The organism is Morganella morganii, assembly GCF_041099235.1.
GTDB lineage: Bacteria > Pseudomonadota > Gammaproteobacteria > Enterobacterales > Enterobacteriaceae > Morganella > Morganella morganii_E.
Genome location: NZ_JBFZSO010000004.1, coordinates 39,041 through 57,452, shown reverse-complemented (window position 1 = coordinate 57,452; position 18,412 = coordinate 39,041). Strand labels below are relative to the sequence as shown.

The window sequence follows — 18,412 nt, the reverse complement described above, 5'->3', positions numbered from 1 at the left end:
AATGTATCTCCGGAAACCACAACTGCCCGATCGGTTCGATATTGTCAGCATTGTAGAGGCGGTAACCGGCACCGGTCCGGCTTACAGGCTGTAATAAACCTATCGCTTCATAATGATGAAGTGTGCGGACAGTCAGTCCGGTTTTCTCAGCAATTTCACCAACCTGAAGTAACATATTTCCCTCCTGTAATGCGGCTCAGACTGCGGCCTTACGTAACGTAAGAGTCAATACCCGGTTTTTATTTTATTGCGTCTGTTTTGCAGACGGGTACACGTACAGTATTGTAGCGGTTCCGTATAATAATGAGATTCCAATAAAAAAAGCAGGAGTATTCTTTGGTTACCGGACCTTTTATTAACGCCGCCGCAGTATTAATTGGCGGCATTGCCGGGGCAGGGCTGAGCCACCGGCTGCCGGAACGTATCCGGACATCCATGCCCTCTGTATTCGGGCTGGCCTCGCTCGCTATCGGGGTGTTGCTGATTATAAAATGTGCCAATATGCCGGTGATGGTGTTGTCGGTATTGCTGGGGGCGGTTATCGGTGAACTGTGCTGCCTGGAAAATAAAATTAATGCGGTGGCCGGTAAAATAAAAACCCGGCTTCCGGCACGGGGCGGGGCACAAGAAAGTTTTATCGAAAACTATGTGGTGCTGATATTCCTGTTCTGTGTCAGCGGTACCGGGATTTTCGGGGCGATGCATGAAGGCATGACCGGTGATCCTACCGTTCTGCTGACCAAAGCTTTTATGGATTTTTTCACCGCGATGATATTTGCCTGCTCACTGGGTATTGCGGTGTCGGTTATTGCCGCGCCGATGCTGATTATTCAGCTGGTACTGGCGGGCAGCGGTGCGTTATTAATGCCGTTTACCACACCGGCCATGATGGCTGACTTTACTGCGGCGGGCGGGGTATTATTAATCGCGACCGGACTTCGGATCTGCGGTATTAAAATGTTTGCGGTGATTAATCTGCTTCCGGCACTGGTACTGGTGATGCCGCTGTCTCTGCTCTGGTCATCTTTCTGAATTATGATGTAAATCAGCCGGATAGATATAGCAGACAGCGGCAGTCTATCATGCGGGGTTATTTTTTGGTTATTGATCCCGCAAAATAGCATCTGGTTGAATGAATTATCCGGAAATACAGGATTGGCTGCTTTTATCTGCTTTATTTGAACCACTTCAAAAAATTGAATTACTTCTGAAATCACAGGGTTATAATCCGGAAAACCGATTCAGTTACTTTCCGTATTCATTCCATGGATGTCATCAGTATTATCATTTCAGCGGGTAAATCCTCCGTTGATGTCGCGCTTTATACCTTATTACCGATTATGGTCGTGATGCTGATCATAATGAAATACCTTTCTGTCAGAGGCGTGCTGGATGTGATAGTCCGCTGGCTGGCACCTTTACTCAAACCATTCGGCTTAACCGGGATGAGTGCATTTGCGCTGATCCAGATAAATTTTGTCAGTTTTGCCGCACCGCTGGCAACACTCGCGATTATGGATAAGCGGGGAGTATCTGATCGCCATATGGCCGCCACTCTGGCGATGTGTTTTGCCATGGGGCAGGGGAATGTGTTTTATCCGCTGATGCCGTTCGGGCTGCACTGGACAACCTCCATTATTATCTCGGTTGCCGGGGGATTGTGTGCGGCGGCTTTTACCTGGTATGTCACCGGCCGCCGGTTATCGGCGACAGAGACCGCAAGCTCAGAGCCGCTGCCGGATGCGGAGCAGAATAATCAGGGAATTCTGTCGGTTATCAACAGCGCGGGGGCGGATGCTATCCGTCTGGCACTCGGGGCTATTCCGATGCTTATCCTGTCATTATCCATTGTCGGGTTAATGCAGGCCGCCGGGGTAATTGAATGGCTGCACCATATTCTGATGCCGGTACTGAATTTTATGCATATTCCGGACAGTTTTGTGCTGCCTGCCCTGGTCAAATGTGTGGCCGGCGGGACGGCGTATTTCGGGGTGATTTCTGATCTGGTACAGCAGGGCGCGGTAACCGCCAATCAGATTAATGCATCTGCCGGTTTACTCATCCAGACATTTGATTTACCGGGGATCGGCATTTTTCTCGGTATCAGTTCCCGGTTTGTCCGTCTGTTCCGTTATGTGATCCCGGCAGCACTGATCGGTATTCTCATCCGCACGGTTTTGCATATAGTATTATTTTAAGCCGGAGGAGATAAGTGATGGATATTCGTGAAGATGAAACCAGTTTTTATATTCTGTCTGAGGACGGCAAAAGCCGGATAGCGGAAATCACCTTTGTGTATACCGGGGATAATCTGGCGATTATTGACCATACTATGGTGGATGACAGCCTGCGCGGGCAGAAAGTCGGTAATAAGCTGGTTGCGGCGGTGGTTGAGAAAATGCGTCGTGAACAGCGGAAAATTATTCCGCTCTGTCCGTTTGCCAAAAGCGTGTTTGATAAAACCCGTGAGTATGACGATATCCGTCACGCCGGATAATGCACAATGCCGGAGGGGAAACGGGGTTTTCCCCTCACGGTACAGACAGAACAATTACCATCCGCAGATATTGGTTTCTTCATCCATATCGTAGCCGCGGATAATATTAATCAGATCCTTGACGATTTGCGCCGCGTTTTCAGCATCGGCTAATTCAGCAGCGGAATCCACGTCTTTATCCACTGAAACACCATTATTTTTATTGGTCATGGTGACCATCAGTGCCGCATCATTAATCTTTTCTTTGCCGTCTAATTCACTGACCAGCAACGCGATTTCTTCTGCTGCAATCTCAGGGATATATAACTTTTTCGGATTCAGAAAGAGTTTCTCCGCTTTCAGGCCGTTACTTTCATTTATCAGCTCTAATAAAAAGCCTTTGTTTTCGTCGTTCATGATTGTGTTACTCCTCGGTCAGGATCTCTGGGGCGACATAAAAATCGACATTAAACACAGTATCGTCAGTAACTGCTTCTATCCGGTGCCAGGTTTCCGGCGGAAAGACACCAAACTGCCCGGCTTCGATCACCAGGGTGTCAGTTGGTTCAGGGCTGGTTTCATCTGCATAGGAATAATAAACAATCGTGCCCTGCATAACAGACAGTTTAGGATAAACGCCCTGACGGGTGCCTTTATCCAGATGTCTTTGCCAGATAGATTTCGGTGCTGTTTCTTTGGTCCAGAGCGGCGTGCTCCTGACATGAATATAGTTAGTCGGAATAATGATGCGTTCCATCTGTGTTCTCCTGAAGTTAAACACATGATTAGGACTCAATCTTAAAATACTTTTCAAAATTTAAAAAGTATTTTAGATGCAACTTCAGAGGAAACCGCACGATTTACCCGCTGACAGCAGATAAGCCCGGAAAGCATACAATGCAGGATGATAACCTTTTTATTTTCATGGTTATTTGATAGTTTGCTTATTAATTGTGGTACTGTCGGAATGGAAGTGCTGAGGAATACGTGAGCAGAATCTTTTACATAGCATAATTATTATTAGCCTCGAAATAATATAAGACGTATTATTTAATTAACTTAACGCAATGAATAACATTAAAACGGAAGAAATGATTTCTTAATGAAAATTTATTCTTAATTAAAATGGTTTTTTATTTACAGAAAACAGATGTATCTACTCAATATTTAAACCTTCCTGAATAAAATAACAACAATTAAGTGTGTAATCACATATTATGAATAAAAAGGATTTATGAATCAGTGTAAATAATATTTTATGTTGAGTATTCAATCTGATGTGGTTTTATTTGTCTAATTTCAATCATGTGAGGACGAAATCGGATTAATTCATTATTAAGCACTTATTTTTTAGATATAAAATCTGACATAGATAAATTTTACGGAATTAACACATGTAACTAAATGTTTCATTTCAATGACAGTTGTATTTTATTAATTTATTGATTTATATGAAGTAATTTTAATTTTATTGATTTTGTATAATTATCAGTAATTGGATTAATACAAATCAATAGATAAAATCTATCATTAGTGAACATTAAAGGCGTAAATAACGATTGGATTAACGTGTTTGAACCTCAGTATTATTAGTCGCAAGTAAATAAATTAAGAGCATCACTGCATTTACTACAATGAGTATTTATAAAGTTTATATTCTGTAAAAGCATAAGGTATATTTATGCAATCACTAGATACTGTGCGATTTTTTGTCGAATATGACGCCAATAAGTATTTGGGAGCCTTGTTACGTCTGAGAAGAAAAGAACTGGGTATAAGTGGTCAGGAATTATCCGGAATGCTGAATATCAGTCAGCAGCAAATATCACGTTATGAGAATGGATTAACTAACTTCAATATCGTTATCCTTTTTCGGTTTTTTTCCTCATTAGGAATGACGTCAGAAGAGGTTGTCAGAATCTTTAAAGAATTGGGGCTGTTTTATTCTGATTTAAATATGAGTCAATATCAGAAATTAAGAATAGAGGAGGGGAACTAATAATATCAGAAAACATGGAGTAAATGGATTTTTTACAGGAACAACTCACCTGTCAGTTGCAAATAATAATATTTTAACATCAAATAAAATTAACAATGAGGATTAAAGCGTATGTTGAATAAACAACGTTTAGTTATGTCTGTGGTTGCTCTCGCTGTATTATCCGCAAGTCAGTTAAGTATGGCAGCAACAACCGTTACCGGTGGTACTGTTCACTTTACCGGACGAATTGTGAATGCTGCGTGTGCTGTCAGTGCTGACTCTACTGATCAGACAGTCAATATGGGGCAGTACCGCACTGCATTCTTTACTGCCAAAGGGAAAAAATCCGGTGATGTACCGTTTTCTATTAAATTAGAAGACTGTGATACCAGTGTATCCACCAAAGCATCTGTTTCATTCTCCGGATTATCGTCCGCAGATGACCCGACTGCATTGCAGACCAGTAATATCAGCGGCGGTTCAGCCGGTGCGGCGAAAGGTGTCGGTATTCAGATTGCTGATCACCTGGGGAAAGTGGTGAAACCGGATGGTTCTGTTTTTTCAACCGCACAGAACTTAGTGGATGGCGTGAACGTTCTGAACTTCTCCGCAAATTATATTTCAACTCAAGCCACGGTAACTCCGGGTGGCGCGGACGCGGATGCCACTTTTACAATGCAGTATCAATAAAGTCGCCTTTTATTGCCGAACCCGTTAGCGCGTTATTAGTGGCCCGGGTGACCGGGCCACTGTTTGCCGATTGGAGTAAAAGAATGCATAAATTAATCAGCACGGTATTTTTGTTGTACGGTATTTCTGCCGGTGCTTATGCCGGAAATAAAACGCATACCATTATTGACGGGGGTATGGTGCATTTAAGAGGCGGGCTGGTGGAGGCCGGATGTACCCTTTCAACAAACAGCGAAAATGATGTTATTGATATGGGGGAATTCAGAACAAATCAGTTTAAGGGAACCGGAAGTTATTCAGGTAATATCCCGTTTAAACTGGTAATAACCAATTGCAGTACGGCGGTAAGCAATAAAGTAGGGCTTTCTGTCTTTGGCTATATTAATGAAAAAGATCCGCAAATAATTAAACTTGAAGATAGTGATGAAACGGCCAAAGGCGTGGGAATAGCCATTCTGGATAGTGATGGCGATATTATTATTCCTGACAACATACCCTCAAAATGGATAAATTTCCACGAAGGTGAAAATGTATTGCACTTTAATGCCAGATACAGAGCGACGGATATGCAGGTAACCGGCGGAAAAGCCAATGCATCAGTATGGTTCCATTTAACATATAAATAATAATTAAATATTCTCTGCGGGGATTTAAATAATGTACAGGTCAGTATTTAATATGAGAAAAATATTATTTTCTTTTATCATCGTATTCCTTTTTCCGGCAGTGGCATCGGCAGGCGGAATTGCACTGGGTGCAACCCGTATTATTTACCCGATGGAGGCAAAGCAGGTATCTCTGGCGGTAACGAATACAGATGAAAAAAATCGTTTCCTGATTCAGTCCTGGATAGATGATGCTTCTGATAAAAAAACAAAAGTATTTACAGTGACTCCCCCTTTGTTTGTCAGTAAACCAAAGAGTGAGAATACGATAAAAATCATTAATACAGGTGCTGAGTTACCCAAAGACAGAGAGAGTTTATTCTGGCTGAACAGTAAAGCGATTCCGTCCGTTGAGCGTGAACAGGTCGCAGATAAAAACGTCCTGCAAATTGCCGTTCTGGCCAGGATCAAAATGTTTGTCCGCCCGGCAGGCTTACCGGTAAAAGCGGGGGACGCTTATAAGATGCTGAAGTTCAACAGAGTCAGCGGCGGAATAAATGTGACTAACCCGTCACCGTATTACCTGACCGTTGTTAATATGACGATTGCCAATCAGAAAGTTGAGAGTTTTATGGTTGCGCCATTCGCTGAAAAAATAATTAACACAGCACAACCGGCTGCCGGCAGAATCTCATATCAGACAATTAATGACTATGGTGCCAATACACCGGTAATTAACATTAATTCATATTAACTACTGTTATCTTATTTTATACGGAGCGCATTTTATGCAGAAATTAACTCTGCTGAAAGGATTGCCATGCTTTAAATTTAACAAGATAATGTTAATGCTTTCATGTGCAATAATAACCGGCAACATAGTCATTATTAAGAGCGGCTATGCAGATGAATTTTTTAACCCTGCGTTTTTATCAGATAATGGTAATGAAGTTGCTGATTTAAGCCGGTTTGATAAGGGACTGGGGCAGGCTGCGGGCGAATATCGGGTTGAGGTTTTTCTCAACGGGGAGTATGTGGCAACACAGGATATTTTATTTGTCAGTAACGACAAAGAGGGTGAAATAAAACAAGGTACAGATGATACCGGTTTAATGCCCTGTTTAACCATGGATTGGTTTAAAAAATACAATATTGATACCAGTAATGCGGTATTACTGAATGACAGCTGCGTGGATTTTCGCTCAACTTACGATAAATCACAGGCCCGTTTTGATTTTGAAGAACAGAAGCTGCGTGTGGATATTCCGCAGGCATCATTTATCAATAATATCAGAGGCTATATTCCGCCGTCAGAATGGCAGGAGGGAATCAACGCTCTGTTACTGAACTATGGTTTTACCGGCAGCCACAGTAAAAACACCAAAAATGATGAACGATATAATAACTATTTTTTAAACCTGGACAGCGGTATTAATCTCGGAGCGTGGCAGCTGAGAAATACCAGTACCTGGAATTACACATCTGACCGGCGCACAGATAACAGCCAGTGGAATAATATCCGCACCTATGTGCAGAAAGCGATTATTCCGCTGAAAAGTCAGCTGACCATCGGTGACAGTTTTACAGAAAATGATATTTTCGACAGCGTGGGGTTCAGAGGGGTAAAACTGGCCTCTGATGATAATATGCTGCCGGACAGTATGCGCGGCTTTGCACCGACTGTCAGAGGCGTTGCCAACAGCAATGCTCAGGTGACTATCCGTCAGAACGGTTATGTTATTTATCAGTCTTATGTTTCCCCCGGTGCATTTGAAATTAAAGATCTGTATGCAACGTCCAGCAGCGGTAATTTAGATGTCACGGTAAAAGAAAATAACGGCACGATCACGCAGTTTACGGTTCCGTATTCTGCGGTACCGATGTTACAGCGTGAAGGCCGGACAAAATATGAAGTAACCGCAGGGGAATACCGTTCCGGTTCATCCATGCAAAATAGCCCGGATTTCTGGCAGGGAACTATCAGCCACGGCTTTTCAGAAGGTGTGACGGTATATGGCGGAACACAGTTATCCGATAATTATCGTGCGTTTTCTGCCGGTGCCGGGAAAAACCTCGGTGTATGGGGTGCTATCTCAGCGGATATTACACAGGCCAACAGCCGCTTACCTAATGGTGAGCATAAACAGGGGCAATCTGTCCGGTTTTTATATGCCAAATCACTGAACGAACTGGGAACAAACTTTCAGCTGATGGGATACCGTTATTCCACCAAAGGGTATTACACATTAAGCGAAACCAGTTATAAACAGATGAGCGGCTATAATATCAAAACCCAGGACGGGCCTGAGTATAAAGACGCTGAAATCATTGATTATCATAACCTCTATTATACCAAAAAGGGGCAGTATCAGATCAATATCAGTCAGCAGTTTGATGGTTACGGCTCTGTATATATTACCGGTAGTCATCAGACCTACTGGGGAACCAGTGAAAGTGATCAGTCATTTCAGCTGGGTTTTAACGGCAACTGGGAAGATATCACCTATGGCGTAAACTGGTCACAAAATAAATCGGTCGGATTAGCAGATAAAGATAAGCGGATTGCCTTTAATATTTCGGTACCGCTGAGCCGCTGGTTTGGCGGCGGGGATGCTGCGGATATTACCGGATCCCGGAACAATATTTATTCCACGTATACCCTGACAAGGGATGACAAGAATAAAGTCTCTCAGCAGCTCGGGATATCCGGGACATTACTTGAGGATAATAACCTTAATTATAACGTTCAGCAGGGATATGCCAATAAAGGTGAAAGCGCATCCGGCAGTGCATCGGTTAATTATCAGGGAGGATACGGTGAGGCCGGTGCCGGTTATAACTACGGCAGGAACTGGCAGCAGGTGACTTATACGGTCCGCGGCGGTGTTCTGGCGCATCAGAATGGTATTACATTAAGTCAGCCGCTCGGCCAGACCAATATATTGGTTGAAGCGCCGGGAGTTAAAGATACCTCTGTTGAAAATGCAACCGGTGTTTTCACCGACTGGCGCGGCTATGCCGTTATTCCGAATGCGACCGCTTACCGGAATAACCGGGTTGCACTGGATGTTACCTCATTACCGGATAATGCCGAACTGGATAATGCCGTGGATTATGTGGTTCCGGTACAGGGTGCGATTGTTAAAGCGAATTTTAAATCCCGTATCGGCCTGAAAGCCATGGTGACACTGTTACAGAAAAACGGAAAAGTGGTGCCGTTCGGGGCAATTGTTACCGATGAGCATACCGGTAAAGCCAATATTGTCGGTGACGATGGTGTCGCATTTATGTCAGGTCTGCCGGAAAAAGGAAAACTGAATATTGTCTGGGGAAATGGTGCTGATTCACAATGTACGGCTGAATATCATTTAACGGCCGGAAATAATACCCCGATCAGTAATATCAGTGCCCGCTGTTTATAACACGAATCAGGTAAAGTGAGTTTTAATTATGCGTAATATTATATTATCAGGTTTACTTCTGGTTTGTGCAAACAGCTATGCGGTAACCTGTACTTCAGGATGTAATAACGTCTATCTGACGATAGATAAAAATCTGGCGTCAAGTGAAAATACGCCGGGTGTCCAGATGGACAGTAATACTATTACAATACCGGCCTTAAAAATGACGGCATCGCATAACGGATATCTTATGCAGTGGGCTAAATTTAATGGTGACCCGATTCCGACTCCGCCGTTTTATACTACCAACTGGCAATTTAAAAAGGTGGATGATTATATTTCGGTGGCATTATCCAGGGATAGTCCTTGTATCGGTAATACCGGAACAATTTATGTGCCGTTTAATGCCAGGGTTTATGGTCCCGGTTGTGTCCCCATAGTTCATCAGCCTGGAGATGCCATGTCAGTAACTCCCCGTGACTGGCAGAGCCGGCTTCGTATAGACAGACAAATTGTCAGTGGCACGTATTCAAAAAATATTCTGATTGGTCAGTTTGGTTTTTGTCAGCCGGATAACTGTGCTTCCGCACAGGCGGTACAAAATGTGTATTTATCTCTGAATATTACGGTTCCGCAGACATGTTCCATTAATGCAGGGCAAACAGTGACCGTCGATTTCGGTAATGTTTCAACCGGCGCATTTAAAACAGCAGGCGGAAGAGCCCGGGGTGTAAATCCGAAGGAAAGCACCTTATCAGTGACCTGCGACAATATCGCGGCGGGAACAAACTTAAGAATGCGTTTACAGGCTAATAACGTCGCCGGAAATATTGTGATCTCTAATAACAGTGATGTCGGGTTTATTGTCACTGACAGCAGTGATAAAGAACTGACCCCCAACAGCCTGTCGAGTTTTATTCCTTTTTATCTCGACGGAAACACGCGGGCTAATGCACGGATCCGTGTTTATCCGGCCAGTGTGACAGGCGTCAGACCTGATGAAGGCCCGGTTACATCACAGGCTTATTTGCGGATTGATTTCCCGTAATTTTCCGGAGGATACCGATAATGAAAAGTACTAACAGTAATTTTTCCGGAACAGGGAATATAAAAGGCATTCTGGCTTTTATGCTGGCGGCAGTATTCAGCCCGGCAGCTGTTTCGGATATCGGCAGTATTAACTTAATTATGAAAGCCAACCTGGTTTCTAATGCCTGTACAATTACGCCGGGGACAATGAACCAGACCGTTGACCTGGGAACATGGGCGGTAAAGCAATTTAAAGAAACGCCGAGAGGTGTGCCGCCGAAGCGGTTTGTCATTAACCTGATTGATTGCGGCCCTTTGGCCTCGGGCGTAAAAGTGAAATTCTCAGGTACGGTGGATCCTGTAAACAATACATTATTTAAACTGGATGCCGGCAGTACGGCCACAAATCTCGGAATTTCTGTTCTCGACAGGAATAAGAGTGTTGTAAGGCCTAATACAGAAACTATTGTATATCCGCTGAGACCGGATGCCACGAATGTTACCCTGGAATTTTATGCGCAATATGTCGCCACCGCTAATTCTGTCGGGGCAGGAACCGCTAATTCTCAGGCAACCTTTACGCTGGAATATCTTTAATATTAATTATTCAGGAACAACATAATGATAAAGAATAAATTACTGACCGGTTGCCTGCTGGCGCTGGCTTCCGCACATGCATTTTCCGCATCACAACCGGGTTTTTATATGTCGGCTAAAGCCGGTGCCGGGTTATTAAAAACAACGGATAATTCGTTACAGGGATCCGGTATGACAGCAGGGGCGTTGTCATATAATATTGAGAAAGAAAATCTGAAAAATATAACGGACACTGTTTTTTCACCGGGGATCGCGGTGGGATATCAGTTTACCGGTGATACTTATCAGCCTGTACGTGTTGAACTTGCCTATCAGCACTACGGAAAGCAGGATGATACGATGTCTTTTTCACCGTCTGTTTCCGGTTACTGGCATAATCAGAAAAATAATACCTTTCCGCTGCCGTCAGAGTCTTCGCTGTATATGAAAACAAAAGCCGATACGCTGATGGTGAATGTCTATTATGACATTCCGGTCAATAATGATATCAGTGCTTATCTGATGGCGGGTGCGGGTGCGGCATTTATCCGTAATGATGTTTCCTGGGATACCAATGTGGCCGGGCAGGCTCTCAGTGCCGGGGCATCAAAAAATGTGACTAATCTGGCATGGTCTGCGGGTGCCGGTATTTCGTGGAATATTAATGAGAATATTTCGCTGGATACCGGTTATACCTATACCGATGCCGGATCGGCAGAAAACAGAATTGTTGCCCGCAACGGGATTAATACCGCAACAGGTTATACTAATACGGATGTGAAATTACATTTACTGTATGCCGGGATCCGATATCATTTTTAATCTGTTCTCCGTCTCTGCTGTTATTTTGCAGAGACGGAAATACCCGGCTGAAATATAACGTGATTAGTCGTAGGTAATCATAAAGGTGGCATCCGCGTCAGCGATGCCGGGGGTCGGACGATTACCGGTGGCGATATAGTTAGCGTAAAACTGCGCCTGGCCGTTGCCGTTAATATCCATGGCAATTTTCGGACTTTTGGTTTCCATCGGCAGCCGGTTTTTCTGACTGTCGAGGATCTCTACCGCCACAGAGCCCGCCGCACTGGCTCCCTCATTTATCGCCAGCAGTGAGCTGTCCTGTTTATCTTTCTTACCGCTGAATACAAAGGTGACGGCAGAAGAGGGCGGACAGTTCTGTAACTGAAAACTGAACGGCATGGATTGTGTTTTATCACCGGCAGAGCGGAAGTTTTTCAGCGGCCAGCGTCCCAGTTTCACGTTTTTATTTGCCTGTGAGACTTCAACCCCGCAACTGTAAGCGACAATTTCACCGGACAACTCAATATTTACCCGGCCGAGTTCATAGGCGGCGGCTGAATGGATCAGCAGACCGCCGCACAGCAGGGGGAGCAGAGCCTGTTTAATGTGTTTCTTCATTGCCGTGCCTGTTATTCGTAGTCAACGCGTAAATAACCGCGGGATTGGAAAACACCTTCTTTCGGTTTATTGCCGGTCACACTGACAGGCCAGGCGGTAATTGCCGTCCGGGCAGAACCTGCGCCGTCGAGCTGGAACGGAATCAGGCTGCCGATATTATTGGGTGTTAACGGATGACCATCTCTGTCACCCACGACAAAGCCGACATCCGGGTTATCCGAGACAATCATGTTGCCATTTGTTTTTTCGGCTTCGATACGCAGCGTAAGGTACGCTTTTGATTCCACGTTGGTACACTGGATCGCAATATTCTCGAGTTTCCTGTTCACTGATGCCGGTTTATTACCGGCACCGGCCTGGCTGAATAACTGCGAGCCTATTTTACCGAAGTTAATCACCACAATATCATTAACCCCGACTTTGCACTGCTGCGGCACATTAATAATGCCGCTGTAGCTGATGGTATAAACCGGGATACTCAGGGGATCGGTACGTCCGGTGGTCACATACACCGTGAATAATGTTTTCTTAGGGATAACAACCTGGTCAACAAAACGCCGCGTCACTTTCAGGCGGAAAATAAAGTTACGATCCAGCACTTCAAACGATGCTCCCGTGGCCACGTTCGGGTGCATTCCCATCTGAACATATTCCTGCGGCGGGTAGAATGTGCCGGCATAGGAATCGGTAATACTCATCGCACCAATAAGGTATTCATTGAGCCTCAGATATTTGTACCGGCCTTCGGTTTCCACCACGGGGATATTGGCGATATAGCTGCGCATGGTGGTACTGTTGCTGCCGGAGACTGCCGGACAAACCGCCATGACCCGCTCGCTGAATTCTTTGTTTAAGACTTTTATCTGACCGACCTGGTTATTGGAAGAGGTGAAACTGTTTGTCAGGTTATAAAAGACTTCACTGGTTCCGCCCGCGGCATTACGGCATACCACTGCCAGCGCCGGAAGAGGTAAAAATGCGATTAATAACGGAATTGCATATCTCTTTTTCATCATTAACTCTCTATTTACATTCAAGCGTGGTCCGGAGTAACGGCCCTTTGATTTCCTGACGGGTAAAATCATAATCCGCGGTGCACTGGTCACCCGGCTGATTCCCCCACTGCACCAGTAATTTCCCGGTCAGCGGCAGGCCGGTTAAATACACTCGTCCGTCATCATCGGCAATACTGCTGATCTGAGAGCCGGTTTCCTGCACCATACTGCCGAAGCGGATCGGTTTGCCGTTGTGGGTCAGCGAGAGCAGCGCCCGGATCCCGATACTGGTATCAAATGTGGCACGGGCAACAGCGCCGCTGATCGGCACCACGTTCTGTACGTTATTTTTAATTTCCGTATTGTCATTAAACGAATCCGGATTCAGGGCAATGCGGTTGTTCCGGTATGCGGAGGCATACGGGATGATGGCGTAACCGCGCCAGTCCGTTTTTACCCCGGTGTAGTTTTCCACTGCCACACCGGCAGCCCCCGGCGCTTTGACCAGCACGGTGGTGTCATTGATTGACTGGCCGAATGTCAATCCGTTTTCATGCAGCAGCACCGCACCCGATGCCCGGTAGTTCAGTTGGTTCTGATCAGGATCGTAGTTATAACTGATCCCGAAATCGCCGTAAGTTCCCTGATAATCCAGGCCGGCCGAACCGTTATATCCCTGCCGGGTAACATGCCCTTGTGAAACGGAATAACTCAGGTTTCTGTTTTCCAGCAAGGTGCCGTTAACACCGGTACGGTAAGCATCCCGGCCACCGGAGTTCGTGGTGACGGAGAAGGTGGCATAGGCGTTATTAAACGCATTATTACTGTGCGCGTTGCGTGATGAGAATGATGAGAACGGTACGGACACATTCACCGACAGCATGTTATCGCGCTCTTTGATTTCCAGCGCTTTGGTGGTGCTCAGTGAGACAGAATAATTTATACCATTCCGGCTATTGGAATAGCCGGCCTGATACCATTCATCCTTACCGCTGCGGTTCCAGTAAGATTGCTGGTTACCGGATATATAGAGCGAGCCGTACTGGTCAAATGATTGTGAGATATTGACCTGGAAGCGCCCTTTTTTGTTATAAAACAGGTTGTGATAATTAATAATAATCGGTTTGCTGTTCTCCCCGTCTTCACCGTCCGGCGCAAATTCATAGCCGGACATCTGCTTATAGGCGACATCGTTTAAGGTATAAAAGCCTTTGGTGGAATAGCGGTAACCTAATAACTGGAACGTGGTGCCGGTTGCGTTCAGGGATTTCGCATACAGGAAACGGAATGACTGTCCGCTGTGGGTTGATCCGTCCGCCAGTTCACTGTTTGCATGGGTGACATCAAATGAGAATGCCCCGAAACGGCCGATATTCTGGCCGACACCGGCCAGTACCGATTTATATTTGTCCGCGAGCTGAGTCCCGGCATAGACGGAAATATCCCGTGTCAGGCCGGTGAGCAGCGTCGCCTGAACAAATGATGGTTTGTCCTGATTTCGGTTCCCGCTGCGGAATTGTCCGGCCAGAACGTCATACTTCACGCGGCCTTCACGCTGAAGTACCGGCAGTGTCGAATAGGGAACGACGTATTGCTGCTGCGTGCCGTCATTTTCTTCAACCGTTATCTGTAAGTCACCACTGGTGGTGGCCGGGTTTAAATCGTTGATGACAAACGGCCCCGGCGGGACGTAGATCTGATAAATCACATAACCGTTCTGGCGGACAACCACTTTGGCATCGGTTTTGGCGATACCGCGCACGGTCGGGGCATACCCCTGCTGACTGTCAGGATGCATATTATCGACAGAAAACAGCCGTATCCCCCGGAACCCGGCGGAGTCAAACACGCTGCTGTCTGAGTTGCCGTCACCGATGATCAACTGACTTTTCAGTGCAATAACCGGCCGCTGAACGTAGTTCATCAGTGTGCGCCACTGGCTGCCGGCGGTATTTTTACCTTTGTTATAACTCCAGGCGCCGGACTGACGGAATTGCCATGCACCGAGGTTAATCCCTGAATTCAGGTTTACGTAATAGCTGCCGGTATTATCTGAGTTGTTATTCCCGGAAGCGAAATAGTTCACAAACAGCGCGGGAATACCGGATTCCCATCTGTCAGACGGAATATAGCCGCGCGCCTGTCCGGAAAGACTGGCCTGAGGGAAACTGAGCATCAGCCGCTGTTTCTGAAAATCAAACTGATATTCTGAGCCGGGAATTTTACCGGTAAACGGAAAGCACTGCTTATCCTGCGCCGTTAATTCTTCCGGACGGGCGATATTCACGCCGAAGCCGGTAATGGTCTCAGCACTGAGGCAGGGAAATAAATACGATCCGCCCTCTGCATTTTTCAGTTCGGTAAAGGGAATTTCTGAGGAGGATTCAAAATCATTATTGACGTACAGTTCAACCAGATAATTACCGGGTGGCTGATAACCACCCGATTCAAAGCGGGACAGATCAGAAATATCGGCATCAGACAGGTCATCGGTTAAAAACGCAGCATTAAAGGACGGCGCTGCACGGGTTGTTCCCGCAGGCAGAAAACACGTAACAGCCGCCATCACAGCAAAATAGACGGGTGTATGTGTGAAAACTTTTTTGATGTTACTCATTTCAGCCTGTTCCCTGCATGACAACAATAAAATAATGAATGTTTTAATTCAGATTCACTTCCCGCTGTTTACGTAAACCGCCGTAATCATTAATGGTCTGGTAGGTCATTTTCCGGCCGTTTTTACCGGTTATCTGCCGGGCACTGAATGGCGCAACCATGATGTTTTCAAGGGGACGCCCGTCTAAAATGATATTGACGAACGTGATGTAATAAGGCGTCGGGTTATCAAGGGTAATTGTGCCGCTTTTCTGCGTGATGGTTATTTTGTCCGCCGCTTCTTCGGTCTGGATCGGTAAATTCACCGGTCTGACAAATAATTTAATCCGCGACAAAATAGCGAGCTGGAGAACGTTTTTTCCCTCCAGGGATTCTTTATCCACGGACGGGATCGCTTTTACGTTCAGCCAGAATACAGACTCCCGGTCCTTCGGAAGATTTTCTGCCAGATTGACAATCCGCAGAATATTTTCGCTGGCAGGCTCCATCACAAATAACGGGGGAGTGATAACAAAGTTTTTATCTTTGCCATTTTCGTTATCAACCCATGAATTGATTAAAAAGCGTTCTTTCGGGCTGTGATTAATAACAGAAAGTGAAGTTTGTTTTGCATCCTGAGGGTAAATAACCCGTGTTGCACCCAGTGCAATTCCTGAATTCTGATTTGACGCTGAATAGGAAAATCCGGATATCAGTGTGAAAAACAATATTAATGCACTATTTTTAAAATAATCAGAAATCACAAAAGCACCTCTTGGTATTCTCTGTCAGAAATAACGCACGGAGCAGGATATTCAGACAGATAAAACGCTCTCTGCTCCCTGTTGCAGATACAATCCATCATCAGAATTAATGAAATATAATTCTGTGCAGAGAGAGTTTTTATTTATTTAATTAATTACGGACAGTAATTTATTATTCGTATTTAACAACGAAAGTTGCATCAGCATTTGCCTGACCCGGAGTTGTTGCGCCTTTGGCAACGTAACGGGCAGTAAAGTCTAATACGTTAGAACCTTTAACCAGAGTTTTGGTTGCGGAGAAATCAGCACCGCTTGGTGATAATACTTTAGCTGCAGTATCGCTGATCTGAATACCAACGTTCTGTGCTGCCGGGGCGTTCGTTCCGGAGCTGACCGCCAGTAATGTTGCGTCACCGCTCATGGCCGGGCCGGAGAAGGCAACAGCAGCAGTCGTTGCCACAGCCGGGTCACAGTCAACCAGTTTAATTTTGAACGGAACCGGGTTAGACATATCGCCTGACACAGCTAATTTGGCAGTACGATACTGACCTAAATCCACCGTCTGGTTGCTGGTTTCAGTGCTGACGGCACATGCTGCGTTAACCAGTTCCCCGGTAAAATGTACAGTACCGCCGTTTACGATAACCGGATCTGCGGACGCAGCAGCGGAGAATAATAAAGCGGATACAACAGATGCACTAATAATATTTAATTTCATAATGCTGAATTCCTAAAAAATAGACGACATCTTCAAATTTTACTATTCTTTTAAGATAGTAAACCACTACATCTGAAGAAATTAATCTTCAGATACAATCAGAATTTTATTTGTGTAAGAAAGGAAAGACGGGAAAGTGTAATAAACTTAATACATCAATTCCCGGCTATTATTCAGAACACCAAACAGCTTTACAAAAGGTACTTCCAGCACAAGTGAAATGGTCAGCAGCATATCAAGCGGAATGTTACATTCCCCGCGTTCATAGCGGGATATCTGTTGCTGACTTAATTTTAATTTGTCACCTAATTCTGAACCGGATAATCCCTGTTCTTTCCTGTGTACTCTGATTTGTTCTCCAACAATTTTATTTATATTCATGATGAGTCGTACTCAAAAATTACCAGTTTATTATGGGAATAATATGTAAGCTATCCTTCATAATTAATCAGATAATACAGGCATGAATTCCGCCATAATAAGGTGTGGCCGGAAAGACGTGATTGCATTTCGTAATTAAGTATTAGCGCTTGCAGATTCTAAGTAAAGTTAGTTATAACGAACAAAGTCTGATGATTGATAGATTTTTTCTATCAATTATTATTTTTTGATCGTGATAGTCTTTTTTGGGTGTTAACAATTTTTGTGGTATTGAAAAAAAGATGTCTTTATTTTTTCACTAAGTATGTAGTTTGCTGATAAATAAGTAAATGTGATTATTGTATTATTCCGGTTTCTTTTGTAAGAATCAGTTAGTTTGTTGTTTTTTCTGTTAGTGCCTATTTTGAGTGACTAATTTTTTAACTTATTGATATTAAATAATTAAAAATTTAAATAAGTATTTAATCAAGTTTTTCGTTTTGTAACTAAATGCTGTCATTTAATATTTATATAAACTAAAAAACCCACCTATTAAAAATAGTCAGGTTAAAATACTAACATCATGTTTTTTGTTTTAACACAAATACACTGTTTGTACTAAAAATAGGTAATAATGGTTAAAACCATGAATTGATATGTATTTTTAAACATAAAACACACATAATAAAAACAGGTATTTCATTGTGTAAGTGTAAAAAAAACCATTACATTACATGCGGTTATTTGTGATTGAACGCAAAGTACCTGATATATTACAAACTGTTACCATAATAAGGCAGTTC

At 44.4% G+C, this 18,412-nt stretch carries 19 protein-coding genes and 1 pseudogene; 11 read left to right on the top strand and 9 right to left on the bottom strand.

Annotated elements, in window-relative coordinates; translation table 11 throughout:
- Positions 1-34 precede the first annotated feature (34 nt).
- A pseudogene (locus AB7038_RS08735) lies at positions 35-175 on the bottom strand (MerR family DNA-binding transcriptional regulator); the annotation flags it as partial.
- Between the two features lie 161 nt (positions 176-336).
- On the opposite strand from AB7038_RS08735, the gene AB7038_RS08730 reads away from it, so the two are divergent.
- The 3 genes from AB7038_RS08730 (at position 337) to AB7038_RS08720 (ending at position 2,497) form a co-directional block, all read left to right on the top strand.
- On the top strand, positions 337-1,032 hold the full coding sequence (locus AB7038_RS08730; protein ID WP_036414286.1) for a DUF554 domain-containing protein: 696 nt from the start codon (positions 337-339) through the stop codon (positions 1,030-1,032).
- Between the two features lie 233 nt (positions 1,033-1,265).
- Entirely contained in the window at positions 1,266-2,198 is a 933-nt protein-coding gene (locus AB7038_RS08725; RefSeq protein ID WP_004235888.1) for a nucleoside recognition domain-containing protein, read from the top strand.
- 17 nt (positions 2,199-2,215) lie between these two features.
- Entirely contained in the window at positions 2,216-2,497 is a 282-nt protein-coding gene (locus tag AB7038_RS08720) for a GNAT family N-acetyltransferase (protein ID WP_004241818.1), read from the top strand.
- 54 nt (positions 2,498-2,551) lie between these two features.
- On the opposite strand, the gene AB7038_RS08715 is transcribed toward AB7038_RS08720, so the two are convergent.
- Together AB7038_RS08715 and AB7038_RS08710 are read right to left on the bottom strand one after the other, a co-directional pair.
- Complete coding sequence (locus tag AB7038_RS08715; RefSeq protein WP_004235890.1) at positions 2,552-2,893, bottom strand: DUF1869 domain-containing protein; 342 nt, start codon at positions 2,891-2,893, stop codon at positions 2,552-2,554.
- 7 nt (positions 2,894-2,900) lie between these two features.
- Positions 2,901-3,233, bottom strand: a complete 333-nt coding sequence (locus AB7038_RS08710; protein ID WP_024474017.1) for a DUF1971 domain-containing protein — start codon at positions 3,231-3,233, stop codon at positions 2,901-2,903.
- A gap of 924 nt (positions 3,234-4,157) precedes the next feature.
- Here AB7038_RS08710 and AB7038_RS08705 point away from each other — a divergent pair.
- The 8 genes from AB7038_RS08705 to AB7038_RS08670 all read left to right on the top strand — a co-directional run bounded on the left by AB7038_RS08705 (position 4,158) and on the right by AB7038_RS08670 (position 11,580).
- Positions 4,158-4,475: a helix-turn-helix domain-containing protein gene (locus AB7038_RS08705; RefSeq protein WP_368888672.1), complete on the top strand. Its 318-nt coding sequence runs from the start codon at positions 4,158-4,160 to the stop codon at positions 4,473-4,475.
- 111 nt (positions 4,476-4,586) lie between these two features.
- Positions 4,587-5,147, top strand: a complete 561-nt coding sequence (gene fimA / locus AB7038_RS08700; protein WP_369453141.1) for a type 1 fimbrial major subunit FimA — start codon at positions 4,587-4,589, stop codon at positions 5,145-5,147.
- Between the two features lie 83 nt (positions 5,148-5,230).
- Positions 5,231-5,773 carry a fimbrial protein gene (locus AB7038_RS08695; RefSeq protein ID WP_368888670.1) on the top strand — a complete coding sequence of 181 codons (543 nt, stop codon included), beginning with the start codon at positions 5,231-5,233 and terminating at the stop codon, positions 5,771-5,773.
- A gap of 52 nt (positions 5,774-5,825) precedes the next feature.
- Positions 5,826-6,506 carry a fimbria/pilus periplasmic chaperone gene (locus tag AB7038_RS08690; RefSeq protein WP_368888669.1) on the top strand — a complete coding sequence of 227 codons (681 nt, stop codon included), beginning with the start codon at positions 5,826-5,828 and terminating at the stop codon, positions 6,504-6,506.
- Between the two features lie 94 nt (positions 6,507-6,600).
- Entirely contained in the window at positions 6,601-9,174 is a 2,574-nt protein-coding gene (locus AB7038_RS08685) for a fimbrial biogenesis usher protein (RefSeq protein ID WP_369453140.1), read from the top strand.
- Between the two features lie 439 nt (positions 9,175-9,613).
- Positions 9,614-10,201: a fimbrial protein gene (locus tag AB7038_RS08680; protein ID WP_368888667.1), complete on the top strand. Its 588-nt coding sequence runs from the start codon at positions 9,614-9,616 to the stop codon at positions 10,199-10,201.
- 20 nt (positions 10,202-10,221) lie between these two features.
- On the top strand, positions 10,222-10,779 hold the full coding sequence (locus AB7038_RS08675) for a fimbrial protein (protein ID WP_368888666.1): 558 nt from the start codon (positions 10,222-10,224) through the stop codon (positions 10,777-10,779).
- 24 nt (positions 10,780-10,803) lie between these two features.
- Positions 10,804-11,580: an outer membrane protein gene (locus AB7038_RS08670; protein ID WP_072870832.1), complete on the top strand. Its 777-nt coding sequence runs from the start codon at positions 10,804-10,806 to the stop codon at positions 11,578-11,580.
- A 63-nt stretch (positions 11,581-11,643) separates the two neighbouring features.
- Here the strand turns inward: AB7038_RS08670 and sfmF are convergent, their stop codons facing one another.
- The 6 genes from sfmF to AB7038_RS08640 form a co-directional block, all read right to left on the bottom strand.
- Entirely contained in the window at positions 11,644-12,177 is a 534-nt protein-coding gene (gene sfmF / locus AB7038_RS08665) for a fimbria assembly protein (protein ID WP_369453139.1), read from the bottom strand.
- 11 nt (positions 12,178-12,188) lie between these two features.
- Positions 12,189-13,193: a fimbrial protein gene (locus AB7038_RS08660; RefSeq protein WP_369453138.1), complete on the bottom strand. Its 1,005-nt coding sequence runs from the start codon at positions 13,191-13,193 to the stop codon at positions 12,189-12,191.
- A 7-nt stretch (positions 13,194-13,200) separates the two neighbouring features.
- Entirely contained in the window at positions 13,201-15,789 is a 2,589-nt protein-coding gene (gene fimD, locus AB7038_RS08655) for an outer membrane usher protein FimD (RefSeq protein WP_369453137.1), read from the bottom strand.
- Positions 15,790-15,832: 43 nt separating this feature from the next.
- Positions 15,833-16,528, bottom strand: coding sequence for a fimbria/pilus periplasmic chaperone (locus AB7038_RS08650; RefSeq protein WP_440590463.1), 696 nt, complete (start codon positions 16,526-16,528; stop codon positions 15,833-15,835).
- Positions 16,529-16,703: 175 nt separating this feature from the next.
- On the bottom strand, positions 16,704-17,249 hold the full coding sequence (gene fimA, locus AB7038_RS08645; RefSeq protein ID WP_369453135.1) for a type 1 fimbrial major subunit FimA: 546 nt from the start codon (positions 17,247-17,249) through the stop codon (positions 16,704-16,706).
- Positions 17,250-17,396: 147 nt separating this feature from the next.
- Positions 17,397-17,630, bottom strand: coding sequence for a helix-turn-helix domain-containing protein (locus tag AB7038_RS08640; RefSeq protein WP_369453134.1), 234 nt, complete (start codon positions 17,628-17,630; stop codon positions 17,397-17,399).
- Positions 17,631-18,412: the final 782 nt, after the last annotated feature.